Origin of the sequence: Salmonella sp. NW645 (assembly GCF_051703725.1) — a bacterium.
GTDB lineage: Bacteria > Pseudomonadota > Gammaproteobacteria > Enterobacterales > Enterobacteriaceae > Salmonella > Salmonella enterica.
This window is the reverse complement of record NZ_JAMMKR010000007.1, coordinates 95,135-117,194: the sequence shown is the minus strand read 5'-3', so window position 1 is coordinate 117,194 and position 22,060 is coordinate 95,135. Positions and strand designations below refer to the sequence as shown.

The 22,060-nt window shown below is 52.6% G+C and carries 20 protein-coding genes and 1 riboswitch; of the genes, 7 read left to right on the top strand and 13 right to left on the bottom strand.

All coding sequences use genetic code 11. The features are described 5' to 3' along the window. Positions 1-14: 14 nt before the first annotated feature. Together NA389_RS16075 and NA389_RS16070 are read right to left on the bottom strand one after the other, a co-directional pair. Positions 15-1,256 carry a multifunctional CCA addition/repair protein gene (locus NA389_RS16075; protein ID WP_000708458.1) on the bottom strand — a complete coding sequence of 414 codons (1,242 nt, stop codon included), beginning with the start codon at positions 1,254-1,256 and terminating at the stop codon, positions 15-17. Positions 1,257-1,318: 62 nt separating this feature from the next. After that, positions 1,319-1,933: a TIGR04211 family SH3 domain-containing protein gene (locus NA389_RS16070; protein WP_001125342.1), complete on the bottom strand. Its 615-nt coding sequence runs from the start codon at positions 1,931-1,933 to the stop codon at positions 1,319-1,321. 241 nt (positions 1,934-2,174) lie between these two features. Here NA389_RS16070 and NA389_RS16065 point away from each other — a divergent pair, with 241 nt between their 5' ends. The 3 genes from NA389_RS16065 (at position 2,175) to hldE (ending at position 7,918) form a co-directional block, all read left to right on the top strand. Beyond that, positions 2,175-3,476: a CYTH domain-containing protein gene (locus tag NA389_RS16065; RefSeq protein ID WP_000046231.1), complete on the top strand. Its 1,302-nt coding sequence runs from the start codon at positions 2,175-2,177 to the stop codon at positions 3,474-3,476. A 117-nt stretch (positions 3,477-3,593) separates the two neighbouring features. After that, complete coding sequence (glnE, locus tag NA389_RS16060) at positions 3,594-6,437, top strand: bifunctional [glutamate--ammonia ligase]-adenylyl-L-tyrosine phosphorylase/[glutamate--ammonia-ligase] adenylyltransferase (RefSeq protein WP_000188315.1); 2,844 nt, start codon at positions 3,594-3,596, stop codon at positions 6,435-6,437. Between the two features lie 47 nt (positions 6,438-6,484). Beyond that, on the top strand, positions 6,485-7,918 hold the full coding sequence (hldE, locus tag NA389_RS16055; protein WP_000867682.1) for a bifunctional D-glycero-beta-D-manno-heptose-7-phosphate kinase/D-glycero-beta-D-manno-heptose 1-phosphate adenylyltransferase HldE: 1,434 nt from the start codon (positions 6,485-6,487) through the stop codon (positions 7,916-7,918). Positions 7,919-8,077: 159 nt separating this feature from the next. On the opposite strand, the gene NA389_RS16050 is transcribed toward hldE, so the two are convergent. The 3 genes from NA389_RS16050 to NA389_RS16040 form a co-directional block, all read right to left on the bottom strand. After that, positions 8,078-8,137 (bottom strand): type I toxin-antitoxin system Ibs family toxin, encoded by a 60-nt coding sequence (locus tag NA389_RS16050; RefSeq protein ID WP_001804776.1) that lies wholly within the window; start codon positions 8,135-8,137, stop codon positions 8,078-8,080. A gap of 206 nt (positions 8,138-8,343) precedes the next feature. After that, positions 8,344-10,023 carry a flotillin family protein gene (locus tag NA389_RS16045; protein WP_000342876.1) on the bottom strand — a complete coding sequence of 560 codons (1,680 nt, stop codon included), beginning with the start codon at positions 10,021-10,023 and terminating at the stop codon, positions 8,344-8,346. Between the two features lie 18 nt (positions 10,024-10,041). Next, a complete protein-coding gene (locus NA389_RS16040) occupies positions 10,042-10,662 on the bottom strand; it encodes an OB-fold-containig protein (RefSeq protein WP_000171746.1) in 621 nt (206 codons plus the stop codon). Positions 10,663-10,919: 257 nt separating this feature from the next. Between NA389_RS16040 and glgS the strand changes: the two genes are divergently transcribed. Next, positions 10,920-11,129, top strand: coding sequence for a cell surface composition regulator GlgS (gene glgS / locus NA389_RS16035; protein WP_000928927.1), 210 nt, complete (start codon positions 10,920-10,922; stop codon positions 11,127-11,129). Positions 11,130-11,202: 73 nt separating this feature from the next. Here the strand turns inward: glgS and ubiK are convergent, their stop codons facing one another. Continuing rightward, the gene (ubiK, locus tag NA389_RS16030) at positions 11,203-11,499 is read right to left on the bottom strand and encodes a ubiquinone biosynthesis accessory factor UbiK (protein ID WP_000566824.1); all 297 of its coding nucleotides are present in this window, start codon (positions 11,497-11,499) and stop codon (positions 11,203-11,205) included. Between the two features lie 132 nt (positions 11,500-11,631). Continuing rightward, positions 11,632-11,830, top strand: a riboswitch (FMN riboswitch). Positions 11,831-11,935: 105 nt separating this feature from the next. Between ubiK and ribB the strand changes: the two genes are divergently transcribed. Continuing rightward, positions 11,936-12,589: a 3,4-dihydroxy-2-butanone-4-phosphate synthase gene (gene ribB / locus NA389_RS16025; RefSeq protein ID WP_001076978.1), complete on the top strand. Its 654-nt coding sequence runs from the start codon at positions 11,936-11,938 to the stop codon at positions 12,587-12,589. Between the two features lie 170 nt (positions 12,590-12,759). Here ribB and dsbI read toward each other — a convergent pair whose 3' ends face one another. From dsbI to NA389_RS16010, 3 genes are read right to left on the bottom strand one after another with little or no spacing between them, the layout of a single operon-like run. Further along, on the bottom strand, positions 12,760-13,437 hold the full coding sequence (gene dsbI, locus NA389_RS16020) for a protein-disulfide oxidoreductase DsbI (RefSeq protein WP_000345576.1): 678 nt from the start codon (positions 13,435-13,437) through the stop codon (positions 12,760-12,762). A 14-nt stretch (positions 13,438-13,451) separates the two neighbouring features. Next, a complete protein-coding gene (locus NA389_RS16015) occupies positions 13,452-14,123 on the bottom strand; it encodes a thiol:disulfide interchange protein DsbA/DsbL (RefSeq protein WP_000096230.1) in 672 nt (223 codons plus the stop codon). A gap of 19 nt (positions 14,124-14,142) precedes the next feature. After that, positions 14,143-15,939 (bottom strand): aryl-sulfate sulfotransferase, encoded by a 1,797-nt coding sequence (locus NA389_RS16010; protein WP_000460264.1) that lies wholly within the window; start codon positions 15,937-15,939, stop codon positions 14,143-14,145. Between the two features lie 399 nt (positions 15,940-16,338). Between NA389_RS16010 and NA389_RS16005 the strand changes: the two genes are divergently transcribed. Further along, positions 16,339-16,515, top strand: coding sequence for a hypothetical protein (locus NA389_RS16005; protein ID WP_000469259.1), 177 nt, complete (start codon positions 16,339-16,341; stop codon positions 16,513-16,515). Between the two features lie 66 nt (positions 16,516-16,581). Here NA389_RS16005 and zupT read toward each other — a convergent pair whose 3' ends face one another. Next, a complete protein-coding gene (gene zupT / locus NA389_RS16000; RefSeq protein WP_000115874.1) occupies positions 16,582-17,355 on the bottom strand; it encodes a zinc transporter ZupT in 774 nt (257 codons plus the stop codon). A 140-nt stretch (positions 17,356-17,495) separates the two neighbouring features. Here zupT and ygiD point away from each other — a divergent pair, with 140 nt between their 5' ends. Beyond that, positions 17,496-18,284 (top strand): 4,5-DOPA dioxygenase extradiol, encoded by a 789-nt coding sequence (gene ygiD / locus NA389_RS15995; RefSeq protein WP_001530830.1) that lies wholly within the window; start codon positions 17,496-17,498, stop codon positions 18,282-18,284. A gap of 61 nt (positions 18,285-18,345) precedes the next feature. On the opposite strand, the gene NA389_RS15990 is transcribed toward ygiD, so the two are convergent. From NA389_RS15990 to tolC, 3 genes are all read right to left on the bottom strand, one after another. After that, positions 18,346-19,509 carry a glutathionylspermidine synthase family protein gene (locus tag NA389_RS15990; protein WP_000442833.1) on the bottom strand — a complete coding sequence of 388 codons (1,164 nt, stop codon included), beginning with the start codon at positions 19,507-19,509 and terminating at the stop codon, positions 18,346-18,348. Between the two features lie 5 nt (positions 19,510-19,514). Next, the gene (locus NA389_RS15985; RefSeq protein ID WP_000831528.1) at positions 19,515-20,186 is read right to left on the bottom strand and encodes a DUF1190 family protein; all 672 of its coding nucleotides are present in this window, start codon (positions 20,184-20,186) and stop codon (positions 19,515-19,517) included. Between the two features lie 212 nt (positions 20,187-20,398). Next, positions 20,399-21,874 (bottom strand): outer membrane channel protein TolC, encoded by a 1,476-nt coding sequence (gene tolC, locus NA389_RS15980; RefSeq protein WP_015899378.1) that lies wholly within the window; start codon positions 21,872-21,874, stop codon positions 20,399-20,401. Positions 21,875-22,060 lie beyond the last annotated feature (186 nt).

The window sequence follows — 22,060 nt, the reverse complement described above, 5'->3', positions numbered from 1 at the left end:
GTGCCGGATGGCGTTTAGCTGGCGGGGTTCGGGCAGCGCTTCTCTTTCCAGTTGGCGACCGCTGCAATTCGTCGCTTTGTCAGCTCCTCGCGAATCTCAATGCCCTTAAATCCGGCCTCCACCACCTCTTTCGTCGGTACCGCCTGCGCCACCTGCCAGGCTTCGCGCAGCCAGCGCCCCTGCGGGTAATCCGACGCTTCAAATCCGGTACGTCCACGGACATCGGCCTCGCTGGTCAGCGCAATCTGCTCGACGCGCTGCGGTTTACGCCATGCATCAATGGCGTCAAACAGCTTAACGATCGTTTTCGGCTGGAGTATCGGAAAGGTGTGGATCAGATCGTGGTATTCGGCGACCAGTTTAGCTAAATCACGCAGGTCATTGGGGACGCGCAAACGCTGGCATAACTGTTCGACCAGTTTCACGCCCGCCGGGCCGTGGCCATGATGGCGCGGCCAGAGGTTTTTCGGCGTTAAGCCTTTGCCCAGATCATGACAAAGCGTGGCGAAACGGACATCAAGCTGCGGACTGAGCATAGCGGCCATCGACAGCGTCATCAGCGTATGAACTCCGGTATCAATTTCCGGATGCCACTTTGCCGGCGCGGGTACGCCAAACAGGGCGTCGATTTCCGGAAACAGGACGCGCAGGGCGCCGCAGTCGCGCAATACCTGGAAGTAAACCTGCGGATTGCGGGTGGTAAGCGCATTTTCCGTCTCTTTCCATACCCGTTCCGGCGTCAGATGTTCCAGCTCGCCTGCCGCGGTCATGTCGCGCATTAGCGACAGTGTTTCATCGGCGATACGGAAACTCAGATGAGCGTAACGGGCGGCAAAACGCGCCACGCGCAATACGCGCAAGGGATCTTCGCTAAACGCGGGAGAGACATGGCGCAGTAGACGCGCCTCCAGATCCCGGCGCCCGTGGTAAGGGTCGATAATCTGGCCGTCATCGTCGCGCGCCAGAGCATTAATGGTCAGATCGCGACGCTGGAGATCGGCTTCCAGGGTAACGTCCGGCGCGGCATAACAGGTGAAGCCCGTGTAGCCGGAACCGGATTTACGCTCAGTACGCGCCAGCGCGTATTCTTCGTGAGTTTGCGGATGGAGAAACACAGGAAAATCACGGCCTACCTGCTGGTAGCCCGCATCAAGCATCTCCTGCGGCGTGGCGCCGACAACGACCCAATCTTTATCTTTAACCGGTAGCCCTAACAACGCATCCCGAACCGCACCACCGACCAGATAAATCTTCACGCCACTTTCCTTTTAAAAACGATCATCCTCTCATGATAAGACAGTGCCGCAGAGAAGGCGATTTAGTTCATCCAGCGGTCTTTGCGTTTACGGCTTGGGATCATATGCGGCAGCACCAGCCCTAACAGCAAGCCAATACCCAATACGCCGCCGCCATACATAAACCACTGCATAATAATGGCGCGCTGTTTGTCATCCAGTTGCAGATTCGCGGCGCTAACTTTTTTCTGCGCGACAATCAGCTCGTTTTTCAGCTTCTGGTTCTCTTCTTTTAGCCCGTTGATGACGCTGTCGCTTTGCGCCACTTTCTGCTGCATATCGGCGGTGCGCTGATTCCACGTGGTATCAATATTGTTGAGTTTATCGGTCAACGTTTTGACCTGATTTTCCAGATCCGGCACGCGGGTACGCAGGCTTGGCGTGGTATTCAGTTCTTTTAACGGTATCCAGGCAGTACGACCAGAACTGTCTTTAATTTGACCATAGTTGGCATCGCTCTGTAAGAGCGTGACTTCCTCGCCGGCGTTGACGGTACCCACAAGGCGATAATTATCTCCCGGACCGCTGCGGACCCAGGTATTCAGTTCATCAGAAACGTAACGCGTCTCTTCAGCATGAGAGACGGCGGTGGCGCTAAGCGCAAGTAAAGTTAGTCCAATCAGGCGTAATTTTGGCATCAGGCTGTCGTTATTGTCAGAGAAAGTGGAACGATAGTAACGGCATCAGTGTCGCTACGCAAAGTAGTCGACATCAATCGGAATCATCTGTGTCGCCTTTGCCGCTACGTCAAACTTTTACGCCCGTCAAATTGCTCGTTGCATGGCAATTTGGCGCAAAATACTATCTACTGACAAAAATAATGCGGGTAAGTTCGCCAAGAATCTTCCCAGATGTGACATAACCCATAAGTACAAGGCCATGGCTCAGGAAATCGAATTAAAGTTTATCGTCAATCACGACGCCGTAGATGCGCTGCGAAATCATCTTCATACGCTCGGCGGTGAGCATCATGCGCCCAGCCAGTTGCTGAATATCTACTTCGAAACGCCTGATAACTGGCTACGCCGCCATGATATGGGGCTGCGTATTCGTGGTGAAAATGGGCGCTATGAAATGACCATGAAAATTGCCGGCCGGGTAACGGGCGGGCTGCACCAGCGACCCGAATACAATGTCGCGCTAAGCGAACCCGTGCTGGATCTGACGCAACTTCCGGCGGAGGTCTGGCCGGATGGTAACCTGCCCGCCGGCCTGGCATCAAGCGTACAGCCGCTGTTCAGTACCGATTTTTACCGGGAAAAATGGTGTCTGGACGTTGACGGCAGCAGGATTGAAATTGCGCTCGATCTCGGCGACGTAAAAGCGGGCGAGTTTGCCGAACCGATTTGTGAGCTGGAGCTTGAGTTGCTTCGCGGCGATACGCGCGCCGTGTTAAAACTGGCGAAGCAACTGCTGTCGCAAACCGGTTTGCGTCAGGGCAGTCTGAGTAAGGCGGCGCGAGGTTATCATCTGGCGCAGGGGAATGCGCCGCGAGAGAATACACCAACGACAATTCTGCGGACCGTCGCGAAAGCCACGGTAGAGCAAGGGCTGGAGGCCTCGCTGGATCTGGCGTTGTCACAGTGGCAGTACCATGAAGAGCTCTGGCTGCGCGGCGACGAGTCGGCGAAAGAACACGTGCTGGATGCTATGGGATTAGTGCGCCATGCCTTAATGCTTTTTGGTGGCATTGTTCCACGTAAAGCGAGCGCTCACTTACGTGATCTACTTACCCAGGCGGAAGCGACGATGACATCCGCGGTGTCCGCCGTCACAGCCGTTTATAGTACGCAAACGGCGATGGCGAAACTGGCATTGACGGAATGGCTGGTGACGAAAGCCTGGCAGCCATTTCTGGACGCGAAGGCGCAGGCCAAAATGGCCGATTCTTTTAAGCGTTTCGCCGACATTCATCTTTCTCGTCATGCTGCTGAATTAAAAAAAGTCTTTGGACAACCGCTGGGTGATAAGTATCGCGACCAGTTGCCGCGTTTGACTCGCGATATCGACAGCGTTTTACTGCTGGCTGGGTATTATGATGCGATGATCGCGCAGGCATGGCTGGAGAACTGGCAGGGATTGCGTCACGCCATTATTACCGGACAACGTATTGAAATTGAACATTTCCGTAATGAGGCCATTAACCAGCAGCCGTTCTGGTTGCACAGCGGAAAACGATAATCAGAACCGTAGAAAGCGCCTGATGACGCTGCGCTTATCAGGCTTACGGTATGCGGACTTGTAGGCCGGGTCAGGCGAAATGCCGCCATCCGGCATTATTTAAAGGATATCCCCTAAATGACGCCGCTCTCTTCACCCTTATCGCAGTACTGGCAGACCGTTGTTGAGCGCCTACCAGAAGGATTTACTGAGACATCGCTTAGCGTGCAGGCGAAGTCAGTACTTACATTTAGCGATTTTGCGCTGGATAGCGTGATAGCGCATCCGGAGTGGCTTGCCGAACTGGAATCCGCATCGCCGCAGGCTGATGAATGGCGACATTATGCTGGCTGGTTACAGGAGGCGTTGGCAGGTGTCTGTGACGACGCCTCGCTGATGCGTGAACTGAGGCTTTTTCGTCGTCGCATCATGGTACGCATCGCCTGGGCGCAGACGCTGTCGCTGGTGGACGACGAGACTATTTTACAACAGTTGAGCCATCTGGCGGAGACGCTCATCGTGGGGGCGCGTGACTGGCTGTATGCCGCCTGTTGCCGCGAATGGGGAACCCCCTGTAACCCGCAGGGCGTTCCGCAGCCGCTGCTGATTTTAGGCATGGGCAAGCTGGGCGGTGGCGAACTGAATTTTTCGTCTGATATCGATCTGATTTTCGCCTGGCCGGAACATGGCGAGACCCGGGGCGGGCGCCGTGAACTCGATAACGCCCAGTTTTTTACGCGTCTCGGGCAGCGGCTGATCAAAGCGCTGGATCAGCCCACAATGGATGGTTTTGTCTATCGGGTGGACATGCGCCTGCGACCGTTTGGCGACAGCGGCCCGCTGGTACTGAGTTTTGCCGCGCTGGAGGATTACTATCAGGAACAAGGACGCGACTGGGAACGCTACGCTATGGTGAAAGCGCGGCTAATGGGCGATAACGACGACGCCTGGTCTCGTGAATTACGCGCCATGCTGCGGCCTTTCGTTTTCCGCCGCTATATCGATTTCAGCGTCATCCAGTCGCTACGTAATATGAAAGGGATGATCGCCCGCGAAGTGCGACGCCGCGGTTTGAAAGACAACATTAAACTTGGCGCGGGCGGTATTCGTGAAATTGAGTTTATCGTGCAGGTATTCCAGCTCATCCGCGGCGGACGCGAGCCGTCGCTACAGTCGCGTTCGTTACTGCCGACGCTGGATGCTATCGCTGCGCTGCATTTGCTGCCTGAGAATGACGTGGCGCAACTGCGCGTGGCCTATCTTTTTCTACGTCGTCTGGAGAATCTGCTGCAAAGCATCAATGACGAACAGACGCAAACGCTGCCTGCCGACGATCTGAATCGGGCGCGGCTGGCCTGGGGAATGAAGGCGGAGAATTGGCCGCAGCTTGTTGGCGAACTGACGGATCATATGGCTAATGTACGCCGCGTATTCAACGAATTAATTGGCGATGATGAAGCCGATACCCCGCAGGAGGAAGAACGTTCAGAGCCGTGGCGTGAAGTATGGCAGGATGCGCTACAGGAGGATGATTCGACGCCAGTGCTGGCGCATTTAGCCGATGAGGATCGGCGACAAGTTCTGACCCTCATCGCTGACTTCCGTAAGGAACTGGATAAACGCCCTATCGGCCCGCGCGGGCGGCAAGTGCTGGACCAACTGATGCCGCACCTGCTTGCTGACGTTTGTTCCCGCGAAGACGCCGCTGTTACGCTATCGCGGATAACGCCGTTGCTGGCGGGGATTGTCACTCGCACCACCTATCTGGAGCTGCTGAGCGAATTTCCCGGCGCGCTGAAACACCTGATTATGCTCTGCGCCGCTTCGCCAATGATAGCGAGCCAACTGGCGCGTTATCCGTTGTTGCTTGATGAACTGCTCGACCCCGGCACGCTTTATCAGCCGACGGCTACCGACGCTTACCGCGACGAATTACGTCAATATTTACTGCGCGTGCCGGAAGAAGACGAAGAACAACAACTGGAGGCATTACGCCAGTTTAAACAGGCACAGCTTTTGCGGATTGCGGCGGCGGATATTGCCGGTACGCTGCCGGTGATGAAAGTGAGCGATCACCTCACATGGCTGGCGGAGGCGATGATTGATGCTGTGGTGCAGCAGGCGTGGACGCAAATGGTTGCGCGTTATGGTCAGCCAGCGCATCTGGACGAGCGCCAGGGGCGGGGGTTTGCGGTTGTCGGTTATGGCAAGTTGGGCGGATGGGAGCTGGGCTACAGTTCCGATTTGGATCTCATCTTCCTGCATGACTGTCCGATGGACGTCATGACCAACGGCGAACGCGAAATCGACGGGCGGCAGTTTTATCTGCGCCTGGCGCAGCGCATTATGCATCTGTTCAGTACGCGCACCTCCTCCGGCATTTTGTATGAGGTGGATGCGCGTCTACGCCCCTCTGGCGCGGCGGGAATGCTGGTGACTTCAGCGGACGCGTTTGCCGATTATCAGCAGCATGAAGCCTGGACCTGGGAACATCAGGCGTTGGTACGCGCTCGCGTGGTATATGGCGACCCACAACTTACCTCACAGTTTGATGCGGTACGCCGCACTATCATGACGACGGCGCGCGACGGCAAGACATTGCAGACTGAAGTGCGTGAAATGCGCGAGAAAATGCGGGCGCATCTCGGCAATAAGCATCGCGATCGTTTTGATATTAAAGCTGATGAAGGCGGTATTACGGATATTGAGTTTATCGCGCAATATCTGGTACTGCGCTACGCTCATGAAAAACCTAAATTAACGCGCTGGTCTGATAACGTGCGCATCCTGGAGCTTCTGGCGCAAAACGGCATTATGGATGAACACGAAGCGCAGGCGCTGACGGTAGCCTACACCACACTGCGTGATGAACTGCACCACCTGGCGTTGCAGGAGCTTCCCGGTCATGTGGCGCAGACGTGTTTTAGCAAAGAGCGCGCGCTGGTGCAGGCAAGCTGGCGGAAGTGGCTGGTAGCCGTTTGAATTATGCTATTATCGCGCGCAAATTTTGAATCTCTCAGGAGACAGGAATGAAAGTAAATCTGCCAGCGTTTGAACGTGCAGGCGTCATGGTTGTGGGTGATGTAATGCTGGATCGCTATTGGTATGGCCCCACTTGCCGTATTTCACCGGAAGCGCCGGTGCCCGTGGTTAAGGTAAATACCGTTGAGGAACGTCCGGGCGGCGCGGCGAACGTGGCGATGAACATTGCGTCTCTGGGAGCGAACGCCCGTCTGGTCGGCCTGACGGGTATTGATGACGCCGCGCGCGCGCTGAGCAAAACGTTGGCGGAGGTCAATGTGAAGTGCGACTTCGTTTCTGTGCCGACGCATCCGACGATTACCAAACTGCGCGTACTATCACGTAATCAGCAGCTCATTCGTCTTGATTTTGAAGAAGGCTTTGAGGGCGTGGACCCGCAGCCGTTGCATGAGCGTATCAACCAGGCGCTGGGATCGATCGGCGCGCTGGTATTGTCCGATTATGCCAAAGGCGCTCTGACCAGCGTGCAGACTATGATTTCCCTGGCGCGCCAGGCGGGCGTGCCGGTGCTCATCGATCCGAAAGGAACGGATTTTGAACGTTACCGCGGCGCCACGCTGCTGACGCCAAACCTTTCTGAATTCGAGGCGGTCGCGGGGAAATGTAAAAGCGAAGACGAACTGGTTGAACGTGGTATGAAGCTCATTGCCGATTACGACCTTTCCGCGCTGTTGGTCACGCGTTCCGAACAGGGAATGACGCTGCTGCAACCGAATAAAGCGCCGCTACATATGCCGACGCAGGCGCAGGAAGTTTATGATGTTACCGGTGCGGGCGATACGGTGATCGGCGTGCTGGCGGCGACGCTGGCGGCGGGAAATACCCTGGAGGAGGCGTGTTATTTCGCCAATGCGGCAGCGGGCGTAGTGGTAGGTAAGCTCGGGACGTCAACGGTTTCCCCTATTGAGCTGGAAAACGCAGTGCGCGGACGCGCGGATACCGGTTTCGGCGTCATGACCGAAGAGGAGTTGAGACAGGCCGTCGCCAGCGCGCGTAAGCGTGGCGAGAAAGTGGTCATGACCAACGGCGTTTTCGATATTCTGCACGCGGGCCACGTCTCTTATCTGGCGAACGCGCGCAAACTGGGCGACCGCCTGATTGTTGCGGTCAACAGTGACGCCTCGACTAAACGTCTGAAAGGCGAAAGCCGTCCGGTTAATCCGCTCGAACAGCGTATGATCGTGCTGGGCGCGCTGGAGTCGGTCGACTGGGTTGTCTCTTTTGAAGAGGATACGCCGCAACGACTGATTGCCGGTATTCTGCCGGATCTGCTGGTAAAAGGCGGCGACTATAAGCCGGAAGAGATCGCGGGCAGCGAAGAGGTCTGGGCCAACGGCGGCGAAGTCATGGTGCTGAACTTCGAAGATGGTTGTTCCACGACCAATATCATCAAAAAGATCCAGACCGAGAGCGAAAAGTAAAACCGCGTCATCAGGCGTTACAGACGCTGCGGGCGCTGATTTTGAAGGCGCGTCGGACATTTTGTTTCGACGCGTATCTCGCGGTTGACGCTGCTTTTTTTTCGACCTAAATTAAAGGAATAAGGGTGAGAGGGGATCTCTCCCCCCTCTGATTGGCTGTTAGTAAGCTGCGAAACTTATCAGTAACAGAACAATCAGTATGATGACCTGGTGCATCATAACCCTTTCCTTATTAAAGCCCCTTGCTGACATCGCGATTGTTGGTGAGTGGCCTGTCTGACGCAAGGGCTTTCTCCCGCCGATTTTGCGTTACTGGATCGCCCACGCAAAATGGCCTGCTGGTCATAACGCTTTGTACAGACAAGGTGGAAAAAAGATAAAAAAATCCCCGGTCTTATGACCAGGGACAGGAGATATGGCGGGGATTATTGCTCTTTTACCGTTGCTTCGCGATTAATCTCATCCGTTGCCGATGAAACCAACGGCGTGGTCAGCGCCTTTAGCGAGCCGCCAGCGATGCCAATCTCGTTTAACAGCGAATCGATCAGCGGCGCCTGGGTACGATAGGTGAGCGCGGCAGATAACGCTTGTTCCGCCAGGTTTCCCCCGTTAGCGCCGCCAGCGGCGACGTCGCCCGCCATCGCGCCGCGATTGAGGCCATCGACCTGAATAATCTTAATGCCGTCGATGGATTTCATCGGTTCAACAGACTTCTCAATAACAGCAGGCAACGATTGTAAGAGCGCTAGTTTAAATTTGAGGCTGGTTTGTTCGTCAGATAGTACGTTGATAGCGTCATTCAGCGCCCGTTGTGCTTCGGCTTCCGCCAAACCTTTTTTACGCGTTGCTTCCGCCAGTTCGATGATGGCGGCGGCTTGCAATTCTGCCGCTTCTTTCTCTGCTTTTGCCCGAACGGTCAGTTCGACCGCTTTGGTTTCCGCATCCTGTGCCGCGGCGATCAGAGCGACCTGCTTGGCGCGATCCGCTTCGGCGGTCTGGCGGGTGGTTTCTACGTTTTGCTGGGCGCGAACCGCATCGGCCAGCGCGTCGTTGGCGCGCGCTTCCGCTTGCGATTGCTGCTCGGATTTGGCGGCAATGGCGATAGATTTCGTCTGGTTGGCGATTTCTGTCACCTGTTGCTGTTCGATCTCTTTAATACGTACTTCACGCTCGGCCTCAACTTTCCTGGACCGTACTGCTTGCTCACGTTCGATCTCCGTCTCCTGGATCTGCCGCTCAGCAAGTATGCGCGTCTGTTCTGCTTCACGATGGCGCTCGGCCTCAAAAGCGGCAATTTTGGCGTTTTGTTCGGCGGTGCGGGTTTTAACCTGTTGCTCCTGCTCCAGAGTCATAAAGGCTTCTTGCTGCTCGATTTCCAGCTTGCGCTCAAGCGCGTCGCGGTTCTTTTCGCGCACCGCCACTTCCACATCCTGTTCCACTTCATTACGTTCACGACGGCGGCGTTCGGTTTCCTGCGTCAGTTTCGTCAGCCCTTCGGCATCAAAGGCGTTGTTTGGATTGAAATGCTCTTTGGACGTTTGGTTAAAGTTGGTTAATGAGACGCTTTCCAGCTCCAGGCCGTTTTTCGACAAATCTTCCGCAACGGTGTTTTGTACGCCCTGAACGAAGTTTTCACGCGTGTCCTGTAGCTCATGCATCGTCATCTGGGCTGCGGTAGCGCGTAAGGCGTCAACGAATTTATCCTCAACCAGCATACGCAGATCTTCCGGCGACAGAGTTCGCTGACCAAGCGTTTGTGCGGCGGTGGCAATACCTTCAACAGAGGGTTTTACACGCACGAAGAAAGCAACGACCACGTCAACGCGCATACGATCTTTGGTGATCAGACTGTCGACGGTAGCACGGCTGACTTCAAGTTTTAGGGTATTCATATTGATCGGAATAATTTCGTGAAAGATTGGCATCACAATAGCGCCGCCGCTCATCACCACTTTTTGCCCGCCAAGCCCGGTACGGACAAACGCCTGTTCCGCAGATGCGCGGCGATAGAGGCGAGCAAAAATGATCCCGATAATTAGTAAGACGATAACCGCAACGATGGCGGTAAACATCCATGATGGCAATATGCCAAAAACATCATCCATTATGTAAGTTCCTCTCAATTAGACATAGAAGGTACGCTCAGCCAAATAACGCGTTGCGGAAAGTCGGTAGACAATCAGCACCTTGTCTCCTTTTTTAAATTCTTTTCCCTTTTCGGGTTCCAGCAGTAAATAGTGAATCTGGCCGAACTTATCGGTAAATTTTCCTTCGCAAGGTGTACCGGCGACGGCGGCGTGGCCGGTAATAATCGCCATGCCGCCGATAAATTCCTCTTCCCTGAGGGCGGAGCTTTCATCTCTGGGTAGCCAGGGCGCGAGGATTTTTCCGCTGTAATGCACGGCAAAGACCGACAGGACAATGCTCAACGGGACCAGCAGCAGATTGCTGAGCGGCGCTTGCCAGAGCATGATCCCGCCATGCTGGATGAGGATACCGAAGAGGCCGAAATAACCGGCCAATAGACAGAGGACGACCAGGGCGGGAACGCGTCCAATATTCAGATAATGAAGCGCCTGGCCCGCAGGGCCAGATGACAGGGCGTCATAATGATCGAGATGGGCGTCGAGCGTGCCTGAAAGAAAGTGGCCAAAAATCAGAGAAATCATCTCCAGCACGCCGATAAAGAAAACGAACGCGATGGCAAACAGATAGGGGCTGTTATACTCCGCAAATAAGGTCATATTTTCTATCCTTGTTGCCGCCTTCAGAAGGGTGTTCGCGTGATAATTTTCATGCTTGTTATTTCATTGCGTTACAATATCATGTGACCCATATCTCCTTAAGTCCGAAAAGCGATTTATCCGTCGTTATCTTTGGTGAATATTGTGATTTTGCGCATTAAATTTGCGCACGTTATGTATAAAACCGCCGTACATATAGGGAAATACTGAAATTAGAAAAAGCATATAGCCTTAACAGAATTCAATAACTGGAGGGTATGCTGATGAACAACAATAACGTCTATTCATTGAATAATTTCGATTTTCTGGCGCGCAGTTTTGCCAGAATGCAGGCGGAGGGGCGTCCTGTTGATATCCAGGCGGTAACCGGCAATATGGACGAGGAGCACCGCGACTGGTTTTGCAAGCGTTACGCGCTTTACTGCCAGCAGGCGACTCAGGCGAAAAGGTTAGAATTAGAACACTAATGCAGGCTCCCTTTACAGGTGCAGGGCATTATTCAGATCTTATATGAGCGGGCCGTCAGGCCCGTTCACGTTTTTACTCTTGTGGATCGACTGGCGGGATGGCGGGCGCGGGTTTTACTTCTTCAGGCTTGTCGCGAGCTTCCAGTTCGCTGAGGCGTTGCTCCAGCAGCGCCAGTTTTTCCCGGGTGCGCAGCAAGACCTGAGTCTGGACATCAAACTCTTCGCGGCTCACCAGATCGAGACGCGTCAGCTGAGATTGCAGCGTTTGACGGATTTTTTTCTCGATATCTTCCCCGAACTCGCGAATACCTTTCGGCATTGACTCATGAACCTGACGTGCGATTTGCTCAATTTTTTTCGGGTCAATCATTGTGGTTTCCCTGAACTGGTAAGTGTTAGCTCTTATTGTAGTGCGATATGTGGACGCCATAAACCAGAATTGTGTGACGTCATACGGAGTAAAGGCGTTGATGAAGGTAATCAATAGCGTTATAGTTAACCCGCTTATTCTCAGGGCGGGGCGAAATTCCCCACCGGCGGTAAATCAGCGATGTTTAACGCATTTCTCATCACGGCGCGCCGTGACGGAACGCGGAGAGCAGGTTGAAAGCCCGCGAGCGCTTTTTGCCATAGCGAAAAGGTCAGCAGATCCGGTGTAATTCCGGGGCCGACGGTTAAAGTCCGGATGGGAGAGGGTAACGATCCAGTCGGGCATGGACCCGCTCACGTTATTTTTTTGCCGCTTGTCGGCACTCCTAAGACTGCCCTGATTCTGGTAACCATAATGTTAATGAGGTTTTTTTACCATGAATCAGACGCTACTTTCCTCTTTTGGTACGCCTTTTGAACGTGTTGAACTTGCACTGGATGCGCTGCGTGAAGGACGCGGTGTGATGGTGCTTGATGATGAAGATCGTGAAAACGAAGGCGATATGATTTTCCCCGCAGAGACGATGACCGTAGAACAGATGGCGTTAACCATTCGTCACGGTAGCGGTATTGTTTGCCTGTGTATTACTGAAGACCGTCGTAAGCAGCTCGACTTGCCAATGATGGTGGAAAACAACACCAGCGCCTACGGCACCGGTTTTACCGTGACCATTGAAGCCGCAGAAGGCGTGACCACCGGCGTTTCCGCCGCTGACCGTGTCACTACGGTGCGTGCGGCAATTAAGGATGGCGCAAAACCGTCCGATCTTAACCGTCCGGGGCACGTTTTCCCACTACGCGCTCAGGCGGGCGGCGTGCTGACGCGCGGCGGTCATACGGAGGCGACCATCGATCTGATGACGCTGGCTGGTTTTAAACCTGCAGGTGTACTGTGCGAGTTGACTAACGACGATGGGACGATGGCGCGCGCGCCGGAGTGTATCGCGTTTGCAGGCCAGCATAATATGGCGGTGGTCACGATTGAAGATCTGGTGGCTTACCGCCAGGCGCATGAGCGCAAAGCCAGCTGATCGAACGGATCATGGTTGAAAAAAGCCGATGAGATGTCATCGGCTTTTTTGTATTCTTTCGGTGCCATATCGTTCAGTTTCAAAGGACGACGAATAAGCTGAATGGTAAAATTATTGTGAGAAAAGCAGAGGCCTGAATGCAGACCTCTGCTTTGGTTTATCTATTCAGGTTATTTTCCTCTGGCCAGTTTCAATGCCCAGGCGCCGCTCATCACCAGCAGCAGAATCAGGCACAACCCAAAGGCCAACATACATGCCTGTGCCATGTTCATAAAGTGCCAAGGCGGAAGCAGATACCAGCCTTCAGACTGCTGGTAGAGATCGACAAACCACTGCTGTACGCTACTGAGCGTTACGCCATCAGGGACGATAGGCGCGTCATAACCGCAGTCTCCGGTAGGTTTAAACCACTCCGGTGCCCATTCCGCCAACGGTAAGTTGAAAGGAAAGGTCGGGTCAGTCGAACATCCTTGCACGCCAAAAAGTGAATCGGGGTCCGCATTATGTACCGCATGATGGATACCATTAAGCTTAATAGAAAACTTAATGCCCATAATGCTGCCATAAAACGCCGCGATGCAGCCAATCAGCTTCAGCACGATATTTTTGGGATTTATCGCCGCAATCACCCCGCCAATTACCATCACAAACATCGCGTAACGAATGTAAACACACTGTTCGCACGGCGCCATGTAGAGATAGATTTGGAAGAACGAGTGCGCCAGGATAATTAACCCTCCCATCGCGATGGCCATTAACAGCCACAGAAAGCGCTGTTCCTGCCATCTCACCAGCGTATCTACTGGTCTTGCGCGTAGGTCTCGCCATAATCCCTTAATAAAATCCATAATCGTTTCCCTGCTTATTTTTTAGTGGCCAGTTCCCGGACGAGTTCAGCCATAGAATCGATGGATTTGATGTTTTTGGTATAGATAAGGTACTTGCCGTTGACGACGTAAGCCGGAACACCCTGAATTTTGGCAACGTCATAGGCGGCTTTCCATTTTTCCAGAGTCTCCTGAACGGCAGGATCTTTCAGCGCCGCTTCAAAATCAGCCTGGCTCATGCCTGCGGCGTCCAGCCCGGTTTTAATAAATGCTGCCGGATCTTTCCCATCTGACCAGCGCTCTTTCTTATCATGGTAAGCCGCGTACCAGGCGAACTTCGCTTTTTTGAATTGTGATTTAGCATCAAATAACGAAATCCCGGCAGCTTTATCTTTGGCGATCAGGACTGCAAATACTTCGCTGGCCTGTTTGCCATATTCGCCTTTTGTTTCCAGGTGGAACGGGGTGAACGTAACAAGATCGGCTACTTTATCAGAAACCGGACCTGTTACGGCTTTGTCATATTTGTAGCAGAAAGGGCAGGCGTAGCTAAATACCTTAATCAGCGTTTTATCCGCATTAGGAATCGGTTTCTCCAGAACCATATAATCTGTGCCCTCGGTAAAAGCCGATGCTGCAAAAGGAGTGACCAATGCCGCGGTTAATACTACGCTTTTAAATAAAGAGGTAATCCATTTAGATGACATATTAATTCCTTCCCGTGATTTATTTAAACATTTGCGTTGGATGAACCAGTAACGCACGATAGTGAGTCTGGTTGGGCTTATCCGACAGCACATCAATTTCAACTTTCACTTCTTTCGTTTTATAGTCAATCTCATTCAGTTTGCCGACTGTGGGTTTACCAACGTCGAACAGGTTAATAGAACCGCCAAAGCCGAACATGGTGTCGCGGTCTTTTTGATATTCAACAACCGAGGTAATAGGACTATAGAAATCATATCCACGTTCTTTACCGTATTCCCAAACTTGTTGTACGGTGCCTTTCTTCTCATCGATCTTATATTCGACAAAACGGGAATATTTCATGGTCGGTAGAGCCGGTTGCTCCAGGCCGCGACCATCGCCGTTATCAAAGACCGTTAACGTGCCTTTGCTGGAAAGCCATGCCGTATGTTGGGTATAGGTGAAATCGAAATCGGTGTCCTTACACTTGCCGTTTTCGTCACAGGTCAACGGCTTACCATGATCGTCTACCGGCTTCAGCAATTTACTGGCTAGCTGCTTATTCCAGCCTTTAGACGGTGCCAGTATCCATTTCACCTGCTTATCGCGACCAATTTTTACAATACCCTGATGGCGGGAAGAAAGGATGATGGAGTCGTCTTTCGCGTCATAAGCGATAGAGTTGACGTGCGCCCAGTTACGACCGGCACCAACGCCAAGCGCATCGCCATACGGCGTATCCGGTTCGAGTTTCGCCTGCTGCCCGGCATGGGCCAGATCGACGTTCACGCATACTGCGCCCGCATCCAGCGCGTCGAGCAGCGCATCACGCATAGGGTCGAGGATTTTGGTTAAATCCCAAACGTCTACTACGCGGCCAGACTTATCGACCTCAATGATTTGGTCACGAATCGTATGAACATGTATGCCGTCTTCTTTGCGGTAATCGCGTTTGCCGACGCGCAGCAGTACGGTGCCGTTCACGGTTTCGATGGATTCATGAGACGCATCCAGGAACCCGCGCGGCAGTTTATGATCGGCAAGAATTTGCCCCATCATGTCAAACTCGTACCAGTGTTGGCCCTGCACCGCGGTAAAGGTGCCGCGAGGCGTTTCACGAATACCCATCAGGTAGCCGCGTTTGTTGATATTCATATCGTGGCCGTCGTAGAAGGTATCTTGATCCAGCCACCAGCGATATTCACCCTGGGTGTCGACCACAAACGTATAAGGGGCGATATCGAAAGGCAAAGCCCCGCCCGCCGGACCGGCATCAAGAATGCCCGCATTTTTATCTTTTTCGCCGTGCCAGTGAAATTCAGCGCCCTGCGGCGTAAAGGTATGGGTATTTACCAGATAAAGGCGATCTTCAAATCCTGGCGCGACTTTAATAACTTTCGTTTGCTGGAGATCTGAAATAGAACGGTTATCCATATAATGGTTGACGATGGCGGACGTCTGCACCACATAGTCATCCTTCATGGCTTTGCCGTTTTCTTTATATTCTACTGTGACGTTGTTGGCAAATTTCTGATAAAGGCCAAAAATAGGAATACCGTCATAGGTTTCTAAAGACTCTTTCCCAACGGTATAAGTAACGGGAACGCCTTTTTCCCCTTTGCCATGTACAGTAACTTTAACGTCTGAAATAACATGGCTATCTAATTCCACCAGTGCGGTGAGAGGGGCATTACCGTAAGGATCGACAACGACTGCGCCTAATTTTCCTGCGGGCTGCGCCGGTTGAAAACCTGCGGCAAACGTACTGGCTGCGGTGAGTCCGCATGTCAGTGCGACGGCACCGGCAAGTATTGTTTTCCGGTATTGGTCAAACATGGATATATCTCCTTATATACAACTTCTAAATATAATACTTCTGTATATACTATGTTTTTATTAATGATAAATGAGGTAAATGATTGGTCTTTAAATATAAGTCATGATGCTATTACTTATTTTAAAGTATATTTTGTATCAATATTTTTTAATTGCCTGAGTGAGTCGATAGTAGGAGTGTGATATTTTAAGAACAATATAAATTAGTACGAAGTGTGATCTTATCGACATTGTTTTCTGCTTAATACCTCTTTCATTATTGTGTTTCACCACTGATTTATATGATCAAAATCATTTATTTGTTCCACAAATATGCCAGTATATGAATACGTCAAAATAAGGGTATGTAAAATTTTAACGTTAAATGTTTAGTGATGTTAAATTTTAAGGGTAAAAAGGATGTTTATTGCCTGGTATTGGATAATATTAATCGTTCTGGTGGTAGTAGGGTATATTTGCCATATGAAGCGTTATTGCAGAGCGTTTCGGCAGGACAGAGATGCATTACTTGAAGCGCGAACGAAACGTTTTCGCCAGACGAGCGAAGGTGACAGCGTGATGAATGAGCAGAAATAGCGCATATCCTTGACGGGCAGCCGGATGTTGCCTGGCTAAAGGCCTGCATCCGGCGCGAGGTTTCTCTTAACCGATACCTATCGTCTGCAAAATGACGAGACTGAGCCCCATGATGGACATACCGCAAAGCACGCCATAGCTGGGGTTATTGTTAGGATCGATCTCTTTTGCCAGCGGCATCAGTTCATCGACGGAGAGCGCCACCATAATACCGGCGACTGCCGCCATGATAGCCGCCATAACGATTGGCGAAACCAGACTGCCCAAAATCAGCCACGCCAGCACGCCGCCAAGAATTTCCGCCATGCCGGAGATACCGGCCCAAAAAATCGCGGTACGTTTTGAGCCCGTCGCGGCATAAACCGGACCGGCAACCGCCAGACCTTCAGGAATATTGTGCAACGCCACCGCCAGTGCGATGCCGAAACCCAGTTCAAGATTGCTGCTGGCAGTGACAAAGGTGGCGATCCCTTCCGGAAAGTTGTGCAGGCTAATGCCGAGCGTCAATAAAATCGCAGTGCGTTTTATCGAGCCGGGAAGCGGCTGCTGCCTCTTTTGCACCAGATCCTGCGGATGAGCGTGAGGAAGCAGGCGGTCCAGCCCGAAGTAGCCCAACAGGCCGATAATAAACATTCCGTAGCCCAGTACGGGCGACATTCCCTCGGTATCAAGCGCGGCGGGCAGCATCTCCATCAGTGAGATGAGCAGCATGATCCCTGCGGCGAAGCCCAGCGAAAAAGCCAGCACGCGGTTAGACGGTTTTTGGCCGAGAACGCCAAGAAACGCGCCAATAAAGGTGGCGGCGCCCGCCAGTAAGGTCAGAATAAGTGGTACTGACATCCATTACTCCTTATCAATTTGCCGTCCGAACCTGACCTTCAAAATAACTGATGATCTTCATCATAGTTATCTGAGTTCTTCCTCTGTGAAGAAAGCGTATGGTGATGTTAACAAAATGTCTTTCCTGTAAGGATAACATCATGTCTTTAACGTGTATGCCAGCATTGTTTTTGGGGCATGGCAGCCCGATGAACGTGCTGGACGATAACGATTATACCCGCGCCTGGCGGCGATTGGGGGAAGCCCTGCCTCGACCACAGGCGATAGTGGTGGTGTCGGCGCACTGGTATACCCGCGGGACGGGCGTCACAGCGATGGAAAGGCCGCAAACTCTCCATGATTTTGGCGGTTTTCCGCAGGCGCTGTATGACACGCATTATCCGGCCCCTGGATCGCCTGCGCTGGCGCAGCGTTTGGTTGAACTGTTGGCTCCCGTTCCCGTCGCGCTCGATAAAGAAGCGTGGGGATTTGATCACGGCTCCTGGGGCGTATTGATCAAGATGTACCCGAATGCGGATATCCCGATGGTGCAGCTTAGTGTTGATAGTACCAAACCGGCGGCATGGCATTTTGAGGTGGGTCGTAAGCTGGCGACGCTGCGTGACGAAGGCGTGATGCTGGTGGCCAGCGGGAATGTGGTTCATAACCTGCGGACTGTGCGTTGGCACGGTGACAATATACCGTATCCCTGGGCGGCGTCATTTAATGACTTTGTTAAAGCCAATCTGACGTGGCAGGGGCCGGTAGAACAGCACCCGCTGGTGAATTATCTGCAACATGAAGGGGGGGTCTTATCGAACCCGACGCCGGAGCACTTTTTACCTTTGCTATATGTACTTGGCGCCTGGGACGGCAAGGAACCTATCACCATCCCGGTCGACGGTATTGAGATGGGCAGTATAAGTATGTTGTCGGTGCAGGTGGGGTAGGCCGGATAAGGCGCGGAATGGTTGCCCGATGGCGCTACGCGCATCGGGCTTACAGGAGAATCTATCCTTCGACAAAAATATGCGGATAGAAACGGGAGAGATCCTGGGTGATCAGCGCCCGATCTTCACGGATACCAATTCCGGCGGGCTGATCGTTAATCAGCCAGCTACCAATCAGGGTGTAACTGTCGCCGAATTTTGGCAGCGGATAGAACTGTTGCACGATCATACCCTCTTCGCCATACGGGCCTTCCACGGATTCGATCGTTTTACCGTTCTCAATAATCGATACGTTCGCCCCTTCGCGGGAGAAGATCGGTTTCACGACATATTTATCCATTGGCGGATGTTCGTCTTCGGCGAAATACGCAGGCAACAGATTCGGATGGTCCGGGAACATCTCCCACAACAGCGGCAACAACGCTTTATTGGAGATAATGCTTTTCCAGGCCGGTTCCAGCCAGCGCACGCCGGCATCTTCCAGCTTGGTGGAAAACATCTCGCGCAGCATAAATTCCCACGGATAGAGCTTGAACAGGTTCGCAATGACCTGATCCTGCAGATCCGTAAATTGGCCTTTTTCCCCCAGACCAATATCGTCGATATAGAGAAATTCGGTGGCGATTTCCGCTTCGGCCGCGCAATCCTGTAAATACTGAATGGTGCCGCGATCCTCAACCGTATCGCGACAGCAGGTGAGATGCAGCAACTGAAAACCGTACTGCTCGCGAAGTTCAGCAAAGCGTTCAATCAGCTTTTCCTGCAGGCTATTAAACTGATCGCTGCCTTCCGGCAGATTGCCCGCGTTGATCTGATCTTCCAGCCAAATCCACTGAAAAAACGCCGCTTCATACAGCGACGTTGGCGTGTCGGCATTATTTTCGAGCAGCTTAGGCTCGCCGATGCCGTCCCAGGCCAGATCGAGGCGGGAATAGAGCGACGGTTGTTGCGTTTGCCAGGACTGGCGAACAAAACCCCAGGTATGTTTTGGAATACGAAACTTCGTCATCAGCTCATCGCTGGCGATGACGCGTTCTACTACCTTGAGGCACATCTGGTGCAGCTCGGCGGTAACGTCTTCCAGTTTTTCCACCTGGGCGAGCGTTAACTTGTAATAAGCGTCTTCACACCAGTACGGTTCACCATACATAGTGTGAAAATTAAACCCGTATTCAGTCGCTTTATCGCGCCAGTCCGGGCGCTCGGTAATACTGACTCTTTCCATGCGTATCAGCCGCCCATCGAACGTGTTGAAGTACCGGCAGCGCTACGCTGCATGGTGCTCTGTTTGGCGACGGATTCGCCAAAACCGCCGCGGGTAACGGTTGTTGTGGTAGCAGGTTTCGGCGCCATCGCGGTTTTCGGTACGGTCATTGTCCGGCCCGGTTGCGCCGCGCCGTAGTTTTTACCTGCCGCATCGGTATATTTGCCGTATGCAGGGCTGGCCGGGTTTTTCGAGCTAAACAGCGGCTGTTGCGCAAAGCCTGCGCCGCCGCCCATCAGACGCCCCATCATGTAACCTGCCATAAGCGGCATCCAGAAACTGCCGCTGGATTGTTGGGCCTGCGCCTGATTTTCCGGCGCCATGCCAGCCTGTGCGGGCGCTTGCTGGCACTGACCTTCGCCAAACTCAGCGACGCAATCTTCGCGTGTAGCGTACTTAGGCGCAGTACGTTCGGCCTCTTTCAGCGCATTGTTATACGCGGTTGTACACTCCGCGCTTTTGCCCGGATTCGCCGCTGAACAGTCATCAGCGTTTTGATACAGCGATACGGTTTCATCGCTTTTTTCACAGCCAGCCAGCATAAAAACAGCCGTAACCGCCAGGGCGACCGGCGTTAAATGCCGCGCGCTCCAGCTTTTGCGAAATGATGCGTGATGGATGGATTTTGTCCGTTTCATATTTGTCTTCCAGGACCCAGTGGTAAATACAACATGCGTTCAGAATAGAGGATGACTGGTCGAAATTGAAGCGAGAAAAGGCGAGAATGCGGCGGAATAGCAGGATCTTTACGTTGTCTTACGTTCAGGCGCGGCTTTATGACAGGTAGCGCCGCGCTTACCAGACCTACAAGGGCACAGGTCTGATAAACGCAGCGCCAGCGAATAACTTATCAATGCCGGAATGGATTGCCGTTATTGCTGTTGGCGCGAGCGGCGGTCGGCTGTACTGCCGGCGCGGCGCTATGAGCATTATAACCGTCTGCGGCAGCATCCTGATCTGGCGTTTCCGGCGCTACGCTTTCCGGCGACGTCGGGATAGGTTTACCCAACGTACTGTTAAGCGCGAGCAGATCCTGCTCGTTCAGCGTACCGAGCGCATATTTGATATTTAACTGATTAATCAAATAGGTATAACGCGCGTTGGCCAGTTGCTGCTTGGCATCATACAGAGTGGTGGTGGCATCCAGTACGTCAACAATGGTACGTGTACCGACCGAGTAACCGGCTTCCATTGCATCCAAAGAACTTTGCGCGGAAACGACTGCCTGTTTATACGCGTTGATGCTGCTGATGGAGGCGTTAATATTGTTAAAGGAAGAACGTACGGTCTGCACCACGCTACGGTGCGCGCTTTCCAGCTGTTCGCTTGCGCCGACGAAGTTATACTGCGCCTGTTTTACCTGCGAGTTAACCATCCCGCCTTGATACAGCGGCAGGGAGAAGTTCAGGCCGATTTTATTCTGCCCCATGTTGCTATCGTCGTACTGGGCGGAGTTGGTTTTAGAACCGCTATAAGAGGTATCAGAAATGCCGGTTGAGGCTGTTAAATTCAGCGTCGGCAGATGACCATCCTGCGCCTGACGGATTTGCTCGCGCGCCAGATCCTGACTTAAACGCGCCTGCAACAGCGACAGGTTACGGTTTTCCGCTTCCTTCAGCAGCGCATTAACAGCTTTGGGTTTGTCGGTTTTAAAATGCTCGACGTTAAGCGACGCCAGCTCCGGGTAATAATTGCCGGTTACCTGGCGCAGCTCTTCTACCGCGTTATCCAGGTTGTTGCGGGCGGTCACTTCATTCGCCAGTACGGTATCATATTGCGCACGGGCGTTTTGCACGTCGGTAATGGCGACCAGACCCACGTTAAAACGTTGCGTCGTTTGATCTAACTGACGATAGATAGCCTCTTTTTGTGCCTGGGTATAGGAAAGCACATCAATAGCGTTCAATACCTTAAAATACGCGTTCGCGGTATTGAGGATCAGCGTCTGCTGATCGGTCTGATAGGTGACATCCTGAATGCCTGCTGCTTTTTCTTGCAGGGTGAGCCCACGCCATTTCGACATATCAAATAGCGTCTGCGTTAATTGCAGGGAAGCGCTGGTTTCATTGGAGTTGATACCGTTCGCATCGCGATAACCGTTGCTGTAGGTGTAGTCGGCACCTAAACCTAGTTGCGGCAGTAAAGGACTACGCGCTTCGTTAATTTTTTCGAATGCAGCATCGCGATCGGCAGCGGATTTACGCAATTCCGGGTTGCTCAGGCGTGCTTGCTGATAAACTTGCATCAGGTTCTCTGCCTGGCTTAGTGTGCTGAACCCCGACAGGCTCAGGCCGATAAGGATGGGGAGCAATTTCTTCATTTGCATTCCTTGTTGTGAAGCAGTATTTAGCGCTGATCAATTTGTAAAAATAATTGCTGATTCTAGCAGAATCCGCCACTGCAAAAAGTTGGCGTTACGTGCCATACGAGCCTTAATTGGCACCAATTTACCACAAGGGTGATAAAACAGCAGTCAACCACCCTTGAAATTCATCATTTAATCATTATTGCT

Coding starts and splice junctions, on each gene's coding strand:
- NA389_RS16070 (WP_001125342.1), bottom strand. CDS start 1,933: ATGCCAAAATTACGCCTGATTGGACTAACTTTACTTGCGCTTAGCGCC.
- NA389_RS16065 (WP_000046231.1), top strand. CDS start 2,175: ATGGCTCAGGAAATCGAATTAAAGTTTATCGTCAATCACGACGCCGTA.
- glnE (WP_000188315.1), top strand. CDS start 3,594: ATGACGCCGCTCTCTTCACCCTTATCGCAGTACTGGCAGACCGTTGTT.
- hldE (WP_000867682.1), top strand. CDS start 6,485: ATGAAAGTAAATCTGCCAGCGTTTGAACGTGCAGGCGTCATGGTTGTG.
- NA389_RS16045 (WP_000342876.1), bottom strand. CDS start 10,023: ATGGATGATGTTTTTGGCATATTGCCATCATGGATGTTTACCGCCATC.
- NA389_RS16040 (WP_000171746.1), bottom strand. CDS start 10,662: ATGACCTTATTTGCGGAGTATAACAGCCCCTATCTGTTTGCCATCGCG.
- glgS (WP_000928927.1), top strand. CDS start 10,920: ATGCTGATGAACAACAATAACGTCTATTCATTGAATAATTTCGATTTT.
- ubiK (WP_000566824.1), bottom strand. CDS start 11,499: ATGATTGACCCGAAAAAAATTGAGCAAATCGCACGTCAGGTTCATGAG.
- ribB (WP_001076978.1), top strand. CDS start 11,936: ATGAATCAGACGCTACTTTCCTCTTTTGGTACGCCTTTTGAACGTGTT.
- dsbI (WP_000345576.1), bottom strand. CDS start 13,437: ATGGATTTTATTAAGGGATTATGGCGAGACCTACGCGCAAGACCAGTA.
- NA389_RS16015 (WP_000096230.1), bottom strand. CDS start 14,123: ATGTCATCTAAATGGATTACCTCTTTATTTAAAAGCGTAGTATTAACC.
- NA389_RS16010 (WP_000460264.1), bottom strand. CDS start 15,939: ATGTTTGACCAATACCGGAAAACAATACTTGCCGGTGCCGTCGCACTG.
- NA389_RS16005 (WP_000469259.1), top strand. CDS start 16,339: ATGTTTATTGCCTGGTATTGGATAATATTAATCGTTCTGGTGGTAGTA.
- zupT (WP_000115874.1), bottom strand. CDS start 17,355: ATGTCAGTACCACTTATTCTGACCTTACTGGCGGGCGCCGCCACCTTT.
- ygiD (WP_001530830.1), top strand. CDS start 17,496: ATGTCTTTAACGTGTATGCCAGCATTGTTTTTGGGGCATGGCAGCCCG.
- NA389_RS15990 (WP_000442833.1), bottom strand. CDS start 19,509: ATGGAAAGAGTCAGTATTACCGAGCGCCCGGACTGGCGCGATAAAGCG.
- NA389_RS15985 (WP_000831528.1), bottom strand. CDS start 20,186: ATGAAACGGACAAAATCCATCCATCACGCATCATTTCGCAAAAGCTGG.
- tolC (WP_015899378.1), bottom strand. CDS start 21,874: ATGCAAATGAAGAAATTGCTCCCCATCCTTATCGGCCTGAGCCTGTCG.